This window comes from Tidjanibacter massiliensis, from assembly GCF_900104605.1.
In the GTDB taxonomy this organism is placed as follows: Bacteria; Bacteroidota; Bacteroidia; order Bacteroidales; family Rikenellaceae; genus Tidjanibacter; species Tidjanibacter inops.
On record NZ_LT629960.1, the window covers coordinates 1,332,693 to 1,351,231 of the forward strand.

Below are 18,539 nucleotides of genomic sequence, written 5' to 3' on the forward strand. Positions count from 1 at the left end.
CCGGCTTGCCAAACTCTCCCGGCCAAATCCGCTTTCCTTCCTCAGAAAACCTCTTCCGTACCGAGAATCTGCGTCATGCAGTGCGCCGCACCGTATCCTCTGGTCAGGTTGGGGAGCGGTATCCACGTCACATCGACGCCGTGCGCCGCCAACGCCTGCTGCAGCTCCTGCGACTGTCCGGCGACGGCCATGATGCGGCGCGGGCCGATGGTCAGGTAGTTGTTGGCGTAATTCAGCTCGTCCGGCCGCGATATGGGAATGACTTTCACGCCGAGCGTCTTTTCGAGGAAATCTACGAAACATGCGCCTTCGACCGTCCTGCTGTACCGGCCATTCTTCCGCTCGTACACATCTACCGTCAAGTACTGCGACGAATCGGGCCCGGCCTTGTAGCGGTTTGCCGACAGCGTCACCAGGTCGCGGTCGATGCAGTTGAAATAGGTATCGAGGTGCATCTGTTCCTGTTCGAGCCAGTTGTCCCGAACAACCATGAGCCTGTCCGTACCGAGCCAGTCGTTCTCCATGAGCTGGTCGATGGCCTTCTGCGTCGTGCGCAGCCCGCATCCGATAAAGGCGCTGCTGCCGAAAGGCAGAAAGTCTCCCCCCTCGAGATAAGCCCCCTCGCCGCTGATACGGCCTATCGGCGGCATTCCTATCTTATTGAGGCAAAATTCGGCTACGCGGCTCTCCACTTCCCGCTGGGGCGAGTGCATGCGGGCGATGACCAACCCTTTGAAAGTCGCTATCATCTGGTCGCGCATGTAGAAGAGATTCATCATCGGCCGCTGCCTGTAAGTGGCCGCGAAACCGGTATTCCCCTCCGTATGCGACAGCACCACTTCCGGCTGAAGCAGGATGATGCGCAGCAGGTCCTTGGGATTGGCCTTGCGGAGCACCTCCTCCTTGTATGCCCGCTGGGCATCGCGCTGGGCAGGGATAGCATCCGTATTGTACACGAGAAACTCTCCGGCAAAGGTACGCAGGGCGTCGAGCGCCGGCCCCTCCACCGCATTACCCTCCCCGTCGAGCGTACCGTCGAGAAGCACCTCCCTAACGGTCAGTACACGGGCACCGGCCTCCGTCAGTGCCTTCCGGTAATTCCTGTGCTCCCTGGAGGCCTGGTCCACATTGAAATAATCCGCGAACAGAGCCGCATCGGGATGTATCACACCGAGAAACAGCTCCTCGGTGGGTTCATGCATCAAAATAGTCATAACTGTTCGATATCGTTTGGCGGAGCGGCGGCAGACAATCCGGCCCGGCGGCCGCCCCTTCGGTTTAATCTTTCCGGATACGGCACCGAAACGAGGCTGTTGCCGGTACCGCGTTAAAAACGTGTAAAATTAAGCAATTCCCCTCTTTTATCCAAATCCGCTGCCGCCGGCAGGCTCACACCACATCCGGTACATAGCGGCGTATCTCCCGCGCAAGTTCCTTCTCCCGACCGCCGAGCAGCGTATCGGCCAGCGCATGGAAACGGGCCGAATGGTCCTTATGGCACGTATGGCAAAGTTCGTGGACAATCACATATTCGATGAGCGGCAGCGGCAGACGCACGAGGAAGATGCTGAGTGAAATATCGTTGCGCGAGGAACAGCTGCCCCACCGGCTGCGCGTGGCACGGACGGTCACCTTTCCGTACCGGAAACCGTACCGGGCGGCGAGCTCCTCCACCATGCCCGGCAGCAGCGCCTTCGCCTCGGCACGCAGGGCACGGAGGGCTCCCTCCCTCGCCGCCGCCTGCACCTCCGGGGAGGAGGACGGCATCGAAACCGGAAACGAAACCGCTATTTCGTCCGCCGTGACATGGCACACCACCCGTTCCCTGCCCGGCTCCGGATACCAACGCAGAACGTGGGTACGGGTGGCATAAGGGGGTTCCAGCAGGCGGACAGGGTGGCTTCGTTCCATTCTTTCGAGCGCCGCGGCCACCCACGACTCTTTTGCAGCGAGGAAAGCGAGTCCCTCCCGCACGGAACATCCCGCCGGCAAGGTCAGACGCACCTCGCCCGACGGTCGGACCGACACCGAGATACGCCGTGCCCGACGGGTACCGAACACCGTCACCTCCCCGAAAACAGGATGCACTACCCTCTTCTTCACACCTTTTATATCCGTTCGGAAGCGGAACGGCAGGCACCTCCGCCCCCTCGTTCCGCCCCCGTCTTTTTTGTTCCGTCCGCCTGCCCATGCGGTTCCCCACGACCACAAACTCCGCTGACCGCCCCCGCACTCCGACAGGGCTGCTGCGACTCTCCGCACGCGGCACTGTTCCGGACGGTTCCACCGCCAAGGTCAGTGAATCCGCTGGCGCACCGCTTCAAACAGCAGCACGGCCGCGGCAGCCGAAACGTTCAGCGACTCGATGGACCCGATGATGGGTACGGCCAACTGCACGTCGCACAGTTTAAGAACCTCCTTTGAAATCCCCTTGTCCTCGCTTCCCATGACGATGACCGTCGGCTTGCCGAGGTCGGCATCGTAAATCAGCGTACGCGACTTCTCGGTCGCGGCAACTATCTGCATGCCCGTTTCGGAGAGATATTTCAGCGTATTGCGGATGCTGCCCGCCCGATGGACGGGAATCCTGTTCAGCGCCCCGGCCGAAGCCTTCACCGCTTCGGCATTCACCGGAGCGGCGTTTTTCATGGGAACGATAAGCCCGTGGGCCCCGGCACACTCGGCACTGCGGGCGATGGCGCCGAAGTTACGTACGTCGGTCACGCCGTCGAACACCACAATCAGCGGCGTTTCGTCGTCGGGCACCCGGTCGAGGATATCCTGCAACGCTACATAACCGATGGCGGCTATCTGCGCCACCACCCCCTGGTGGTTGCCGCGCGTCATCCGGTTGAGTTTCTCCACCGGCACCTCCTGCCAGCGCACCCTGTACCGCCAACAGAGGTCCTTGAACTCGGTCATGAGCTGCCCCCCGGCATCCTTTTTTATGTACAACCGCTCTATCTGCCGGCCTGACTGTATCGCCTCTGCGACCGGACGTATGCCGAAAATGATATTTTCCATACCGTACCCTCTTCTCCGTTCTCCGGATATCGTTCCCTATCTATTCCCGACCGCCGTTTGCGGCCGACCCTTCTCGTTCTCTTGCGGACTGCCCATGCCTTTCCACGGCCGCATGCCCGTTCAGAGCATCTCCTTCAACCGGTCTTCGAGCAATTCCAGCTCATATCCGAGCTTCTCCCACTCATGCACCTCGTATGCCAGCCGCTCTTTCAGGGCGTTGTACTCCCCGAACACACTTCCGTCGGAGAGGTCTATCCCGTGCGCGGCGGGGTCTGCCAGCCGTTTGTCCCATTCGGCGACTTCCGCCTCCAGACCGGTTATCCGCTGCTCCACAGCGGCCACGGCCCCCTGCGTCTTGCGGATGGTGCGTTCGAGCTCCTTCTTCTGCTGGTAATCCACCTTCTTTTTCTCCGGCTTCGCCGCAGCCGGGGCCGATGCCGCAGGCTGCCGCGCCTCTATCTCGCGCATCGACTCCACCCGGCGTTTCTCCAGAAAATACCAGATACCGCCCAGATACTCTTTCACCCCTCCGTCGCGAAACTCGTACACCTTGTCCACCAGTCCGTCGAGGAACTCGCGGTCGTGTGATACCACCACCAGCGTCCCGTCGTATTTCAGCAGGGCATTTTTCAGAATATCCTTCGAACGCATGTCCATGTGGTTCGTCGGCTCGTCGAGCACGAGCAGGTTGTGGGGTTCGAGCATCATACGGGCCATGGCCAGACGGCTGCGTTCGCCGCCCGAAAGCACCTTCACCTTCTTGTCGATATCCTCGCCCCGGAAGAGGAACGCGCCGAGAATATCCCTCAGCCGCGTGCGTATGTCGCCCACCGCCACCCGGTCGAGGGTATCGTACACGGTGAAATCACCGTTCATCAGGTCGTCCTGGTTCTGGGCGTAGTAACCCGTATTGACATTCACGCCGACCCGGATACTCCCCTCCGTAGGCCGGAGCTCGCCGACGAGCATCCGCGCGAACGTAGTCTTGCCCTCGCCGTTGCGCCCCACGAGCGCAATGCGGTCACCCTTCTCGATGGTGAATTCGGCACCGCTGAAGACATGTTTCTCCCCGAAACTCATGCCCGCCCCCTTGACCTCGGCCACGATTTGTCCCGAACGGGGCGCCGGAGGAAACTTGATGCTCAGGGCGCTCAGGTCCTCTTCGTCCACTTCGATACGGTCGAGCTTCTCCAGCTGCTTGATGCGCGACTGCACCTGATTGCTCTTGGTGGGTTTGTAACGGAACTTTTCGATGAACTCCTCCGTCTTCTCTATCATGCGCTGCTGGTTCTCGTAGGCGGCCATCTGCTGCTGGCGCCGTTCGCGCCGCAGCTCCACATACCTGCTGTACGGAACTTTGTAGTCATACAGCTTGCCGAGCATGATTTCCACCGTACGGTTGGTCACGTTGTCGAGAAATGCCCGGTCGTGCGAAATGAGTACGACGGCCCCGTTGTACTCCTTCAGATACCCCTCCAGCCACTGGATACTCTCGATGTCGAGGTGGTTGGTAGGCTCGTCGAGCAGAAAGACCGAAGGACGGCGAAGCAACAGTTTGGCCAACTCGATGCGCATGCGCCACCCACCGCTGAACTCGCTCGTGGGACGATCGAAATCGCTGCGACGGAAGCCCAGTCCGAGCAGCGTCTTCTCTATCTCCGCCTCGCGGTTGTCTCCGCCGAGAATATGGTAACGGTCCGTGGCATCGTTCAGCCGGTGGAGCAGTTTCTCGTAATCGGCACTTTCATAATCGGTGCGCACGGCAATCTCATCGGTGAGTTCGGCTATCTCCCGTTCCAACGCGATGACCTCGGTAAAGGCTCCCGCCGTCTCCTCCACGAGACTCGTGGTATCGGCCACCTTCATCTGCTGCGGCAGGTACCCCACCGTCACGTCGCCGCTGCGGGTCACCGTACCGCTCGTGGCGGGCTGCTCGCCGGCAATCACCTTGAGCAGAGTACTCTTGCCCGCACCGTTCTTACCCACCAGACCGATGCGGTCTTTGGGATTCACGAGCAACGATATGTCCTTAAACAAATCCCAGCCGCCGAAACTGACGGTCAGGTTATCTACTGAAATCATCTGTCAACCTAATCCTTTTCAAACACGCCTCTCCAGCGGCAAAAACGGTATGCGCCATCCCATGGCCGAAAGCACAACGCAACGGCGCACCCTTCGGATACCGCATCCGCCACGGTTCTCTCCCGCACATCCTGCAGCTCCCGGCACCGGCTGCCGTTACCGGGAGGACTGTGCCTCCAGCATCTTCACGATTTCCGCCTTCGGGTCGGCGGCACCGAACACCGCGCTTCCGGCCACGAGCGCATCGCAACCCGCTGCAAAGAGGTCGCCTGCATTGGACGCGGATACGCCGCCGTCTATCTCTATCAGCACCGGCAGACCGCGGTCGTCTATCATGCGGCGCAGCCGACGCACCTTTTCCCAACTGCCCTCCATGAAACTCTGGCCGCCGAAACCGGGTTCCACGCTCATGATGAGTACAAGGTCGAGCTCGGGCAGCAACTCTCCGAGCACCTCCACCGGAGTAGCCGGCTTGACGGAAATTCCCGCCTTCACACCGCACTCTTTAATCATCCGGATGGCGCCCAGCGGGTCCTGCGTCGCCTCGTAATGGAAAGTCACGAGGTCGGCTCCCGCCTCGGCAAAACGCCTGAGGTACTTCTCCGGCTCCACTATCATCAGATGTACATCGAGAAACTTCGCGCTCGCCCGACGGATGGGTTTCATCACCGGAAAGCCGAACGATATGTTGGGCACGAAGACGCCGTCCATGACGTCAATGTGTATCCACTGCGCGGCACTTTCGTCAATCATCCTCGTGTCGCGGTCGAGGTGGCCGAAATCGGCCGAAAGCATAGAAGGGGAGATAATGCGTTCCATGGCATTTTAAAACATTTGCACAAAGGTAAGGCAATTTCCGAAAAAAACGGGTAACTTTGGAGAGCTCTCCGACGAAATAAGACGATATGCAAATCTTTCTGATAATCACCGCTGTCATTTTCGCCGCCGCATGCGGCATCCTCTCCGTTCTCTGCCTGTCCCAGCGCCGCCGGCTGCACGCGCAGTCCCTGCGCATCGGGGAGGAGGAGGCCCGCACGGCTGCAGAAACGGCACGGAGTACGGAGCTGGCCGGCGAGCTGCGCGCACGGGAGCTCGACCTCGTGGCAGCCCGCAAGGACATCGAAGCGCTCACGGCCCGGCTCGACGAAGAGGGAGAGAAGCTGAAGGAGAAGAACGAGATGCTGATGCTCCAGTTCGAGAAGACCGCCAACGACATCTTCGAACGCAAGACGCGCCAGTTCAAGGATGTCAACAAAGAGTCGCTCGACATTATTCTGAAGCCGCTGAAGGACAACATCTCCGACTTCAAGCAGCGGGTGGAGGAAATCTACTCCAAAGAGAACGAGAACCGCGGCGCCCTCAAGGCGGAACTCAACAGTCTGATGGAGCTCAACCGCCGCATCACCGAGGAGACCAACAACCTTACCTCCGCCCTGCGGGGCAACAGCAAGGTACAGGGCGACTGGGGCGAAATGATACTCGACACCATTCTCGAAAGTTCCAATTTGCAGAAAGGCATCCACTATACGACACAGACCAACGTGAAGGACGCCGAAGGGAACAACCTCCGGCCGGACGTCATCCTGAACCTGCCGGACGGCAAACGGGTGGTCATCGACTCCAAGGTATCGCTCACGGCCTACGTGAACTATTGTGCATGCGAGGAGGAAGAGTCGCGCCGCCGGGCCATGGCCGAACACCTGCGCTCCGTCCGCAACCACGTCAACGAGCTGGGCCGCAAAAGCTACCAGGAGAACGTGCTCGGTTCGCCCGATTTCGTCATCATGTTCATTCCGACGGAACCGGCCTTCCTGGCTGCCGTACAGTACGACAACGGCCTGTGGGACGAGGCCTACCGCAAAAAGGTCATCATCAGTTCACCCACGAACCTCTTCGGCATGCTCAAGATTGTGGACGACCTCTGGAAACGCGACGACCTCGGACGCAACGCCAACCGCATCGCCCGCGAGGGGGCCATGATGTACGACAAATTCGTCGGATTCGTCACTACGCTCGAAACAATCGGCAAGAATATCGACACCATGCAGGGCAACTACGACAAGGCGATGAAACAGCTCCGCACCGGCACCGGCAACCTCGTCAGCCGAGCCCAGCGGCTCAGCGCCCTGAACATCAAAGTTTCCAAATCCCTGCCCCAGTCCATGTTGGAAGAGTCCGACGACCTGCCCGTCGAGGAGTGACCGAACGGAAACCCGCCATGCGCAGCCTCCGTACGGCCCGGTCTTCCGCTGCAGTACCCCTCCATCCCGGAATAAAGAAAAGCCGTCCCCGCACCGAACCGCTCCATACATCACGAAAACCTCCTTACGGCCCCTCCTGTATTCCATCGCTCCCGACTTAAAAACGACATCCCGACAAACAGGGCCGAATCACTCCACCGCACCGGAGAAGAAAACCTTCCCACGAACGCCGCCTGTCTTCTATCGTTCCCGGCATAGGCATATCCCCCGTCCCCCCTACCCGCACACAGAGACGAGAAATACCAAAAAACAGCGGGACGAAAGAACCGTCCCGTTTATCCTTTCCATGTTTCCGTAAATCCCGACCGACATTCGGGAAAAAGATTCCGCTCTCCCCGTTCCCCGAAAAAAACACCCCCGACACCCTGTCTCTACCGGCCAACGGCACCGCCGTCCACCTGCCGTTACGCCTCTCAGGAGGCTTTTGCAGTCTTGGCGTGCGGTTCTTCGGGAGCGGAGAGCCGCATCAGTTCGGCCTTGAGTTCGGTGGAAGAGAGGCCCACGTTTATCTTGCCGTTATGGGCCACGGAGATATTGCCCGTCTCCTCCGACACCACCACGATGATGGCATCCGTCGTTTCGCTGGCGCCGAGAGCAGCCCGGTGTCTCATGCCGAACGAAATAGGTACCTCCGAACGGGTGGAAGGCAGCACGCACTTGGCCGCCACTATCCGGTTATCAGCTATGACTACCGCCCCGTCATGCAACGGAGAGTTCTTGAAAAAAAGGTTCTTGACCAGCGGCGTGGAGATGATGGCATCCACACGGACCCCCGAATCGATTATCTCCTGCAAGTTACCCTCCGTCTTTATCACTATCAGAGCTCCCGTTTTCGTCGCAGACATATCGCCGCATGCACTGACTATCGGGTTGATGTATTCGAGGTCCGCCACTTTGCCGCTCCCCTTAAAATCGAATATGCGTCCGAGAAAAGAGCGCTGCCGGTCACGGAACTGATTGCCCCACACCTGCAGGAAACGCCTTATCTCCGGCTGGAAAATGATGACCAAAGCGATAAGACCGACACTGGTCAGACTGCCGATAAGCGACGTCAGCAGCTCCATGTTGAGGGCACGGACGACGATATAGACGACGAAGAGCAACAGGATACCGGAAAGGATGCTCATCGCATGCGTACCGCGCAACACCTTGTACAGGTAATACATCAGCATCGCCACCAACACGATGTCAAGGATATCGACGAATGTTATCCGGATGAAATCCATACCAGCCTCTATTTGAAACACAAAACTAAATAAAAAAACGGGACATGTCAATAACCGCAGCGGGAAAAAGAGCCGGCCGGCAGTCCGGCCGTTTTCAAAAAAACGCCTGCCGAATGAACCGGAACAGAAAGCCGGAGCTGCCCTTTCGGGGCGGCTCCGGCTGCAACAGGTCCGGAATATCCGGATGATATTACTTCGCCGTCTTTACGGGGGCTGCCGGCGCCTTGGCCTTGCGCGACATCAGGTCATAGGAGACCGGCGTCGCAAGGAAGATGGAAGAGAGCGTACCGATAACGATACCGAACATGAGGGCGAATACAAACCCGCGGATAACCTCACCGCCGAAAAGGAAGATGGCGAGCAGCACCACGAACGTCGTAGCCGAAGTGTTTATCGTACGGGACAGCGTATGGTTTATCGCATTGTTGATATTGTCGAACATCGAACGTTTGGGATACAGTCCCATATACTCCCTGATACGGTCGAACACCACCACCTTGTCGTTGATGGAGTAACCGATGATGGTCAGGATAGCCGCAATGAACGACTGGTTCACCTCCATGCTGAAGGGCAGGATGCCGTAAAACAGGGAGAAGACACCGATGGTCAGGAATGCATCGTGGGCGAGGGCGATGACGCTGCCGGCACCCCACTGCCATCTGCGGAAGCGGATGATGATATAGATACCGATGGCGAAGAGGCCGATGAATACCGCGATGAACGAGTTACGGGTAATGTCGCTCGCCACGCTCGGGCCCACCATGTCGGCGGAGATGATACCGTAGGGATTGGTCGCCGTCGAATGGAACTCTTCGAACGTCAGCGGCGTAGCAAAAAGCGGTGCAAGCGCCTCGTACATCAGCCGCTCTACCGTGGTATTCGCATCCTGACTGTCATCATCGTATTTGTACTGCGTAGTAATGCGCTTCTGCATCTGCGCTTCCGAGCCGAACTGTTTCACCTCAAAGCTCTTGTAGGCAGCATCGCCCTCCACGTCGTCCGACATGAAAGTCTGGTCGAGCGCATAGCGGACGTCGTTGTCGGAGATGACCTGGTCGAACCGTATCACGAAGGTACGGCCTCCGGAGAACTCCACGCCGTAGTTGAGGCCGCGGGTCATCAACGACACGGCGGCTATCACGATGAGCAGCAGCGATACGCCGTATGCCCACTTGCGGATACCGAGGAAATTGACATGCACGTTCTGGAGGAAATTCTCCGACCACTTGTTCGAGAAGCGGATGTTCTTCCCGCGGCTGAGCATGCCCGTAAATATCAACCTGGTGATAAAGAGCGAAGTAAAGAGAGAGGTCAGGATACCGATGATAAGCGTGGTAGCGAATCCCTGTACGGGGCCGTTACCGAATACGAAGAGGACGATACCCGTGATGATAGTCGTCACGTTGGAGTCGATGATGGCCGACATGGCGTTCTTGTATCCTTCGTTCACGGCGAGACTCAATCCCTTGCCGCCCCGCAGCTCCTCTTTGACACGTTCGTAGATGAGGACGTTGGCATCCACCGCCATACCCATCGTCAGCACGATACCCGCGATACCGGGCAGTGTCAGCACGGCTCCGAACGAAGCGAGCACTCCGAACAGGAAGAAGAGGTTCGCAACCAGTGCGATGCTCGCCACCATACCCGCTTTGTTGTAGAACAACATCATGTAAATGAGGACGCAGCAGAAAGCTATCACGAACGAAATCATGCTCGAATTGATGGACTCCTGTCCGAGCGACGGACCGACCACCGCCTCCTGGGTGATGCGGGCCGGCGCCGGCAGCTTACCGGACTTCAGCACGTTGGCAAGGTCCTTGGCCTCCTGAATGGTGAACTGTCCCGAAATGGAGGAACGTCCGTTGGGTATCTCGCTGTTCACCCTCGGTGCGGAATAGACATAGCCGTCGAGCACGATGGCAATGAATTCGCCGATGTTATCGGCCGTCATACGGGCCCAGGTTTTGGCACCGGTAGGCGTCATGGTCATGGAAACCTCGGCAGCAGAGCCTTGCTCGGCGAAATCGCCCTTCGCATCGGCTACTGCGGAACCGTCCAGCGGAGCCTTGCCGTCGCGCGTATTGGCTTTGATGGCATAAAGTTCATAGGTGGTTTCGGCCGGGTCTATCGGTTTCACGCCCCACATGAGTTTCACGTCGCGCGGCAGCAGCATACGTACCTGCGGGGTGTTGAGCATCGAATTGACGGCGGCGGTATCATACGATTTCGCATACCCTATCACCGGGCCGTTCATTATCTGGCCCGTTTCGCTCAATGCAGGGGAGAGTTTCGCGAAGAGCGGGAATTCATCCATAACCGCCTCATCGGCCCCCGTCATGGCAGCGGCATCGGGCCGGTTCTCCAACTCGGCCAGCAGGTCCTGCTCGGCACTCTCCTCACTGACTGCCACTTCGGTAACCTGTCCGTCGGTTATCTCGGTCACGTCCACCACCTCGGTATCCTGCAGCGCCTGCTGTTCCTCTCCGGCCGCTGCGGCATCGGAAGCCTTCTGCAGCTCTTTCACCACCGCATTGGCCTGTTCAAGCATCGGGAATATCTCCGTATTATTATAGGTAAGCCAGAATTCGAGTGACGCCGTTCCCTGAAGAAGCTTGCGTACGCGTTCGGGCTCCTTGACACCGGGAAGTTCCACGAGGATACGGCCCGAGGCCCCTATCTTCTGGATATTGGGCTGCGTGACGCCGAAGCGGTCGATACGGCTGCGCAGCACGTTGAACGAGTTGTCTATCGCACTTTCGGCCTCTTCCCTCAATACACGGATGACCTGTTCGTTCGTGCTGGTGGGAGTAATCTTTTCGCGCAGCTCCTGGGTATTGAAGATGAGCGCCAACGGAGCATTGCCCGAAAGGTCGGCGTATGCACGCGAGAAGAGTGTAATAAAATCTTCCGCACTGTTCTTCTGCTCGCTCCGTGCCTGCGAAAGCGCCGCATTGAAGATGGGGTCCTGACTGTCGTTGGACAGGGCTCTCACCACATCTTCGACGGAGATTTCGAGCATGACGTTCATACCGCCCTTCAGGTCGAGGCCGAGGTTTATTTCCCTCTCTTTGACCTGTTTGTAGGTGAAGCCCAGGAATACTTTCTGGGATTTGATAGAGTCGAGGTAAGACTGCTGCCTCTCCTGCTGGAGTTCGACGGGGAACCCTTCGGCATAGCGGGCGGCCTTCTTCTCGATGTTCCGTGCCACGAATGTGAACGAAAGCTGGTAAGCACAAGCGATAGCCAAAATAATCGCAATTGCTTTGATAGCGCCTCTGTTTTGCATTGTAAGTAAGAGTTATTATTTTTTCAGTTAATTGCGTCGCATAAGCCGCAGCCGCACGAGGAGGCTGCAGACACTCTTCCCAATAGTGCGCAAAAATAGATATTTTTTCGTAAAATACAACAGGGTATCAGCCACTATTCGCATCCGGAAGGGGAAAAAGGGAGCCCGGCGGGAGAGAAAAACGGAACGGGGCCGCCCTTCCGGACAGCCCCGCCAACCGATGTCCGTCTGGAACGGACAGTATTTTCTTCAAAACCCGGCCGCGTCAGTTCGCCTGCCGCTCGTCGAGGATGCGCTTTGCGCAGTCGAGTATGGCCGTATCGTCCAGTGTGACGACGCCGCCGTCGGGCCCCGGTTCAAAGTGTACACCCACGGTATTGCCGCTCTCGAAATGGCGTCCGCCGAAGTAATTCCTCACTATCTCTACATCCACTCCCAGTTCATCCGCAATACGCTGGGTGCTGCCGCTCGGAAGCTGGTCCTTGATACGGCGCAACTCATTAAAGGTTATTGTCATAGCTATATGGTTTTATGTGAAATATACATCCAACGATTTAAAGATAACAAAAAATTCCGGACTAAAAAAATGAAACGTATCTTTTTTGTCATTCATAATTAACAGCCGTGCAACACGCCCTTCCGAGGAGTATTCCGGGTCTTCATCCATAAGAACGCCGGAGCGGACGGTTTAGTCTGCCGGTGACAGTCCGCATGTCACCTTTTCTGGCAGCGGGACTGACATGCCACCTCCTTTTTGTCAGTTTCACGGGACTTTGCGCGGTTGGCATAAAGATTGAAGTTCTCAGGACAAACCGAAACGGTAAGACGAACGGAAATTAAAGAAATAACTAAAACAATATATCAATTATGGCAAAGATTATCGGAATCGACTTAGGAACAACCAACTCCTGCGTAGCAGTAATGGAAGGCAACGAACCCGTTGTGATACCCAACAGCGAGGGGCACCGCACCACCCCGTCCATCGTGGCGTTCACCGACAGCGGCGAGCGCAAAGTGGGCGACCCGGCCAAAAGGCAGGCTATCACCAACCCGAAGAACACCATCTTCTCCATCAAGAGATTCATGGGTGAGAACTGCGGGCAGGTGAAAGGCGACATCGAGCGCGTCCCCTACACGGTGGTATGCGAGAACAACATGCCGCGCGTGGAGGTGAACGGGCGTAAATATACTCCGCAGGAGATTTCGGCCATCATTCTCCAGAAGATGAAGAAGACGGCGGAAGATTACCTCGGTACCACGGTGGACGAGGCGGTCATCACCGTACCGGCCTACTTCTCCGACTCGCAGCGTCAGGCCACCAAGGAGGCGGGCGAAATCGCCGGTCTGAAGGTACGCCGTATCATCAACGAGCCTACGGCCGCCGCGCTGGCTTACGGTCTGGACAAGGCCAACAAGGACATGAAGATAGCCGTGTACGACCTGGGAGGCGGTACGTTCGATATTTCCATTCTGGAGCTGGGCGACGGCGTCTTCGAAGTAAAATCGACCAACGGCGACACGCATCTGGGCGGCGATGACTTCGACCACGTCATCATCGACTGGCTGGCAGAGGAGTTCATGAAGAATCACAACATCGACCTGCGCAAGGACCCGATGGCGATGCAGCGCTTGAAAGAAGCTGCCGAAAAGGCGAAAATCGAGCTTTCGAGCTCCACGCAGACGGAAATCAACCTGCCGTACATCATGCCGGTAGACGGTATTCCGCAGCACCTGGTCACGACGCTGACACGGGCCAAATTCGAACAGCTCAGCGACCGATTGATACAGGCCACCATCGAGCCGTGCCGCAAGGCGCTCAAGGATGCGGGTATGCAGGCGAAGGATATCGACGAGGTTATCCTCGTGGGCGGTTCCACCCGTATTCCGGCCATCCAGAAGGTCGTACAGGACTTCTTCGGCAAGACGCCTTCCAAGAACGTGAATCCGGACGAGGTGGTAGCCATCGGCGCGGCTATACAGGGCGGTGTACTGACGGGCGAAGTGAAGGACGTGCTCCTGCTGGACGTCACCCCGCTGTCGCTGGGTATCGAAACCCTGGGCGGCGTCTTCACCAAGCTTATCGACGCCAACACGACGATACCTACCCGCAAGAGCGAGGTCTTCTCGACTGCGGCCGACAACCAGCCCTCCGTGGAGATTCACATCCTGCAGGGCGAACGTCCCATGGCACGCGACAACAAGACCATCGGCCGGTTCCATCTGGACGGCATCCCCGCCGCACCGCGCGGTGTGCCGCAGATTGAGGTGACCTTCGACATCGACGCCAACGGCATCCTCAACGTATCGGCCAAGGACAAGGGTACGGGCAAGGAGCAGAACATCCGCATCGAGGCCTCCTCGGGGCTTACCGAACAGGAGATACAGCGGATGCGCGACGAGGCGAAAGCCAACGAGGCCCGCGACCGCGAGGAGCGCGAGAAGGTGGACAAGGTGAATGCGGCCGACACCCTCATCTTCTCGACCGAGAAGCAGCTCAAGGAGTACGGCGACAAGATACCGGCCGACAAGAAGGCCAACATCGAAAGTGCGCTGGCCGAACTGAAAGCCGCACACGCCGCAGGCAACGTGGCCAACATCGACTCGGCTACCACGCGGCTGAACGACGCATGGCAGGCGGCTTCCCAGGATATGTATTCAGCCCAGCAGCAGGCCGGCGGTGCACAACAGGGTGCACAGGATGCCGGAACGCAGCACGGTACACCGAACAATGCGGGTGGCAGCCAGAACGACGGCGGCGTGACCGATGTGGAATTCGAAGAGGTCAAATAAGACGGACGATACGCCCGGCCGTCTGCGGACGGTAGAGGGACTCCGTAACCATAGAAACGATTAGACGAAAAGGGACAGGTCATTGCGGCCTGTCTCTTTTTTTATCGTTTTCCGTGCCCGCGCAACGTCTGCCGGAACATGCTCCGACCGAGCACATGAATCCTCACCGATGCAAAATCCTTTGCGACAAACCTTTTGAATCGCCCCTATGCCACCGTAACGACACGACGGAGCATATAGCGACACGCCGAAAAGCAATCCTGCCCCGACGAAAAGTCATTCGTGCCATGCCTTCCGAGCCATTCGTTTCCACCGCATCCTATGCGGTCTGTCCTCATCCACTCCGATACGGCCCTGCCCTGTCATACCCGACGCCCCGCCCCGTGTCTTTCAGCTCTTCTCCAGCTCTGCCCGACGGGGCACAAACCGTTCCTGCCACCGCTGCCCGTACAAACCGGCTCTTCCCGGCCGCAGCGCTCCGAGCCCGAACACCGGCCCGCACACCGTACACCCGGCCCGAACAGGAAAAGACGACCGGCCTCCGAACCCCATCGCCCCAAACACGAAACATCACCCCGGACATGAAAAAACCTGCCCGAAAGGTGCGAGACCCTCCGGACAGGCGTGTGCGGCCTGGTAAAAACCTCTATTTGTCAATTCCGGTCATTATGAAACGGCCTGCGCCGCGTGCCGCCCGCGGCCGGCCGGTTGTCGCACATCCGAACAATCAGTAAACTCCTACGATATCGAAAGTCCCCTCGAACGAACCTTTCACGCTGTACAGCGCATCGCTGCCGAAATCGAACGAGATGTTGTACGTTTCGCCGGTACGTTTCACCGTCATGGTGCCGGTCGTGATGCAGGCGTCGCCCGTGACGGTGTCGTCGACCTGCCGTATAAACCACGTATGCGACTGCGCATACGGTGTTCTGTATCCGCCGCTGATGTTGAAAGGCACATACAAGGCACTATCGGAATAGAAGTTATCGACCACCTCATAGGTACCCTCCGGCAGATAATAGACCCCTTCCTCGTTCTTGGCGATGGCCTCTGAAGCGAGATACACCTGTATCCGGTCGCCCGTTCCGTTGAACCGGCCGTAATTGAGATCGAACTCCAATCCTTCATTCCAAAAGACCAAATCCCACAACGAATAATCCTGACCCTCACGTGCCGTATACAGCAGTATCTTGGAGTGCGTCAGCGTCCCGAAATCGACATCCTCGGCCAGCGTGCTGTCGAACTCGGGTTTTCCCTCCTGCGTCACCGGTATCTCAAACGGGCCGATTCCCTCGGCATCGGCCGTAATGCGCACGGTGCAGCGGCGCGCCTCGGACGAGGTGTTTTCATTCCCGTCAAGCACCTGAATGACTGCCCGTTCATCCGTTTTCACTGCATTCAGCCATCCGGCAGAATCGCCCTCGTACTCGACGGAGATGTTCCACTCCACGTTTACGGCCTCGATATCTATGTAAATCGGATTGTTATCGTTATAGGACAAAGTGAATCCCTCCTCGGGCAGTGTACCGCCATCGTAGGAGAGCGTCAGCGAGGGAGGAAGCACCTTCCCCTCCTGTACCACGCGGACCGCCTTCGGCGAAGCGGAACGCTCGCTCGGCGTCACCGTGATGTCGGCGGTACGCTCCGACGTATCCGGATTGTCGGCCGCCGAGACCGTAAAGCCGCCTGCCTTCTCCGTCACGGTAAGCCAGTCGGCCTCCGTCGACGTACTCCACGTAAGGCCTTCGCCCTCGGTCGTGACGGTCACCTCCTGCGGGGCCGCACCCTCCGCACCGAAGGTCAGCGAGGCCGGCTCGACGGTCAGCGAATAAACGACCGGAGCGGGATTGCCCTCCTGTTTCACGGTCACGTTCTTGGCCTTTACGTCGTCGTTATCCGTCGGCCGGACGGTGACGGAGGCGGTACGCGCTTCGGCCGCCGGGTTCGCGGCGACCGTAACCAGCAGTTTTCCGGTCGTTCCGTCCTCCACCGTAATCCAGTCGGCCGTGGAGGGCAGTACATATTCCCACTCCACACCCACAGCGGTCACGGTAATCTCCTGCGGAGCCGTATCCTCCGCGCCGAAGGTCAACTGCGAGGGAGATACCTCCAGCGACGCCTCCTGTACGCCCTCATTCTCGGGCGAACATGCCACGGCAACCAATGCCGCCGCCAAAATACTTCCTATCTTTTTCATCTCGATTTTGCGTTAAAAGGTTACGAATTAAAAGGTTAGTCATCGAAATCCCGCTGCCGGCAGCAGACCGGAGGCTATCCGGCCCCTCCGGCGCCCGGCGTTTCTGCCGCACGGACGCCGTCTGCGGGCCTCCCTTACACCAAAAATAACCTCTATGAAAAAAACTGCTTCAACATGAAAAGCCATGCTCACATCACTCGCCTACAGGCGTCACATACCACCCCAGATGCTGCAGCCCTATCCCGGCCATCTCTACCGTATAGTACCCGTGCAGACGGCCGTTCGGAGCCATATAGCGCACCCACGCAGAGGCAGGGACATGGATTCCGTAATGCTGGTAAACCCATTCGGGCAAGGTACCGAGATAAGTGCCGGCATTCAGGTCATAGACATGGCCGCCCGTGAAGAACGCGTACCCCTCGGAGATAAAAGCGATGCCGTCGTCCGTCACGGCAACCCCCACGCATTCGCCCAGGTCGTCGATGATGACGGTCTGCTCCGTCTCGGTATTGTAGAATGCGGCGCGTTTCTCCAATATCCAGTCCGTCCTATTCTCGGTAGGCGTTTCGGTACGGTACATGCTGGCCAGCCACTTGCCGTTGGGGCTTACCTTCGTATGCTCCGCCGTACAGGTCAGGCCATTGACCATATTGAGGTCGTATTCGTTTCCCTCTACATCAATCATCTTGACCGGAGTCACCTTGCGCACGTCCTTACCGGCATAAGCCACCTGCCACTCGCCGTTCACCCGTTTCCAATAGACCATGCCGAAATCGGAGTTCTCCCACGTACTGCCGTAGATGACGCTGCCGTCGTTGGAGATGCCGCGTCCCAGAATCCCTGTCGTAAAATCCTCGTCCCTGTAGTTTTTTTCGGGCATGGGGAGCAGTTCGGGCACCCCGTCGGTCCAAAGTACCGGCCGGTAGAAACCTTTTCTCTCTGTAACATACCCCACCCAGTACCTGCCGTCCTCGGAAGTCCGCGAAACGTGGGGCCACGATTCGCATCCGTCGATGCGCTCTACGAACGAAGCATTGCCGTCGAGGTCTATCATCAGGCACTCCCCGGTCATACCGAGATTGATGAACAACACCCCCTGGTCGGTCACGGCCTGCGTACTGAAAAAGTCGTACTGGGATTTAAAGAAGGGACCCACTTCGGTCACTTCGCCGGTATCGAGGTCGATGAAAGAGACCGTATAGCGGAACCCGGCCGCATCGCTCTCGTCGATGAAAGCCGTATAACCGGCCACGTACTTCCCGCCGGGAGACATCACTCCCCCGTTGGCTAGGGCGTCCAGCCTGCGGTAGGTAGCAATCTCGCTGTCGGGAGCCAACTGCACCACCTTGATGTGCTGCACGGCCTGCCCGGCCTCAACGGTCACCGTCGTACTCCGCTCCGCCGACGCATCGTTGTCGGCCACGGTGATGGTCAGCGTCCGGCCGTCGGTACGTTCCGCCGTCACCCACGAAGCCTCCGACTCCACCGTCCACTCGGTCGGCGATGTCTTCACTTCGATGGCCAGCGGTTCGTTTCCTGCGCCATGGAAGGAACACACCACCTGGCTGAGATTCACGAACTGACGCTCCTCTTTCACTTCCGTGGTACAGGCCGCAAAAGCCGCTGCAAGTACCGGCAGGACAAAAAGCAATCCTCTCTTCATACTTTCGTTC

Annotated in this window: 11 protein-coding genes and 1 pseudogene; 2 read left to right on the top strand and 10 right to left on the bottom strand. The window is 58.2% G+C overall.

From position 1 onward, the window contains the following. Nucleotides 1-41 precede the first annotated feature (41 nt). From BQ5361_RS06650 to rpe, 5 genes and pseudogenes are all read right to left on the bottom strand, one after another. Nucleotides 42-1,214, bottom strand: a complete 1,173-nt coding sequence (locus BQ5361_RS06650; protein ID WP_081976786.1) for an arginine deiminase family protein — start codon at nt 1,212-1,214, stop codon at nt 42-44. Nucleotides 1,215-1,389: 175 nt separating this feature from the next. Beyond that, nucleotides 1,390-2,103 carry a M48 family metallopeptidase gene (locus tag BQ5361_RS06655; protein ID WP_035472401.1) on the bottom strand — a complete coding sequence of 238 codons (714 nt, stop codon included), beginning with the start codon at nt 2,101-2,103 and terminating at the stop codon, nt 1,390-1,392. Between the two features lie 192 nt (nt 2,104-2,295). After that, on the bottom strand, nt 2,296-3,024 hold the full coding sequence (gene rlmB / locus BQ5361_RS06660) for a 23S rRNA (guanosine(2251)-2'-O)-methyltransferase RlmB (RefSeq protein ID WP_022064056.1): 729 nt from the start codon (nt 3,022-3,024) through the stop codon (nt 2,296-2,298). A 720-nt stretch (nt 3,025-3,744) separates the two neighbouring features. After that, a pseudogene (locus BQ5361_RS06665) lies at nt 3,745-5,106 on the bottom strand (ABC-F family ATP-binding cassette domain-containing protein); the annotation flags it as partial. A gap of 156 nt (nt 5,107-5,262) precedes the next feature. Then, nucleotides 5,263-5,925 carry a ribulose-phosphate 3-epimerase gene (gene rpe / locus BQ5361_RS06670; protein WP_022064054.1) on the bottom strand — a complete coding sequence of 221 codons (663 nt, stop codon included), beginning with the start codon at nt 5,923-5,925 and terminating at the stop codon, nt 5,263-5,265. An 86-nt stretch (nt 5,926-6,011) separates the two neighbouring features. Between rpe and rmuC the strand changes: the two genes are divergently transcribed. Beyond that, nucleotides 6,012-7,307, top strand: a complete 1,296-nt coding sequence (rmuC, locus tag BQ5361_RS06675) for a DNA recombination protein RmuC (RefSeq protein ID WP_035472245.1) — start codon at nt 6,012-6,014, stop codon at nt 7,305-7,307. A 473-nt stretch (nt 7,308-7,780) separates the two neighbouring features. On the opposite strand, the gene cdaA is transcribed toward rmuC, so the two are convergent. From cdaA to BQ5361_RS10340, 3 genes are all read right to left on the bottom strand, one after another. Beyond that, a complete protein-coding gene (gene cdaA, locus BQ5361_RS06680; RefSeq protein WP_022064052.1) occupies nt 7,781-8,593 on the bottom strand; it encodes a diadenylate cyclase CdaA in 813 nt (270 codons plus the stop codon). 190 nt (nt 8,594-8,783) lie between these two features. After that, the gene (gene secDF / locus BQ5361_RS06685; protein WP_022064051.1) at nt 8,784-11,879 is read right to left on the bottom strand and encodes a protein translocase subunit SecDF; all 3,096 of its coding nucleotides are present in this window, start codon (nt 11,877-11,879) and stop codon (nt 8,784-8,786) included. Nucleotides 11,880-12,144: 265 nt separating this feature from the next. Beyond that, nucleotides 12,145-12,396: a hypothetical protein gene (locus tag BQ5361_RS10340; protein WP_022064050.1), complete on the bottom strand. Its 252-nt coding sequence runs from the start codon at nt 12,394-12,396 to the stop codon at nt 12,145-12,147. Between the two features lie 350 nt (nt 12,397-12,746). On the opposite strand from BQ5361_RS10340, the gene dnaK reads away from it, so the two are divergent. Next, on the top strand, nt 12,747-14,669 hold the full coding sequence (gene dnaK / locus BQ5361_RS06695; RefSeq protein WP_035472239.1) for a molecular chaperone DnaK: 1,923 nt from the start codon (nt 12,747-12,749) through the stop codon (nt 14,667-14,669). A 727-nt stretch (nt 14,670-15,396) separates the two neighbouring features. Here the strand turns inward: dnaK and BQ5361_RS06700 are convergent. Next, entirely contained in the window at nt 15,397-16,866 is a 1,470-nt protein-coding gene (locus BQ5361_RS06700) for a BACON domain-containing protein (RefSeq protein WP_035472236.1), read from the bottom strand. A gap of 193 nt (nt 16,867-17,059) precedes the next feature. Then, nucleotides 17,060-18,529: a BACON domain-containing protein gene (locus BQ5361_RS06705; protein WP_035472233.1), complete on the bottom strand. Its 1,470-nt coding sequence runs from the start codon at nt 18,527-18,529 to the stop codon at nt 17,060-17,062. Nucleotides 18,530-18,539: the final 10 nt, after the last annotated feature.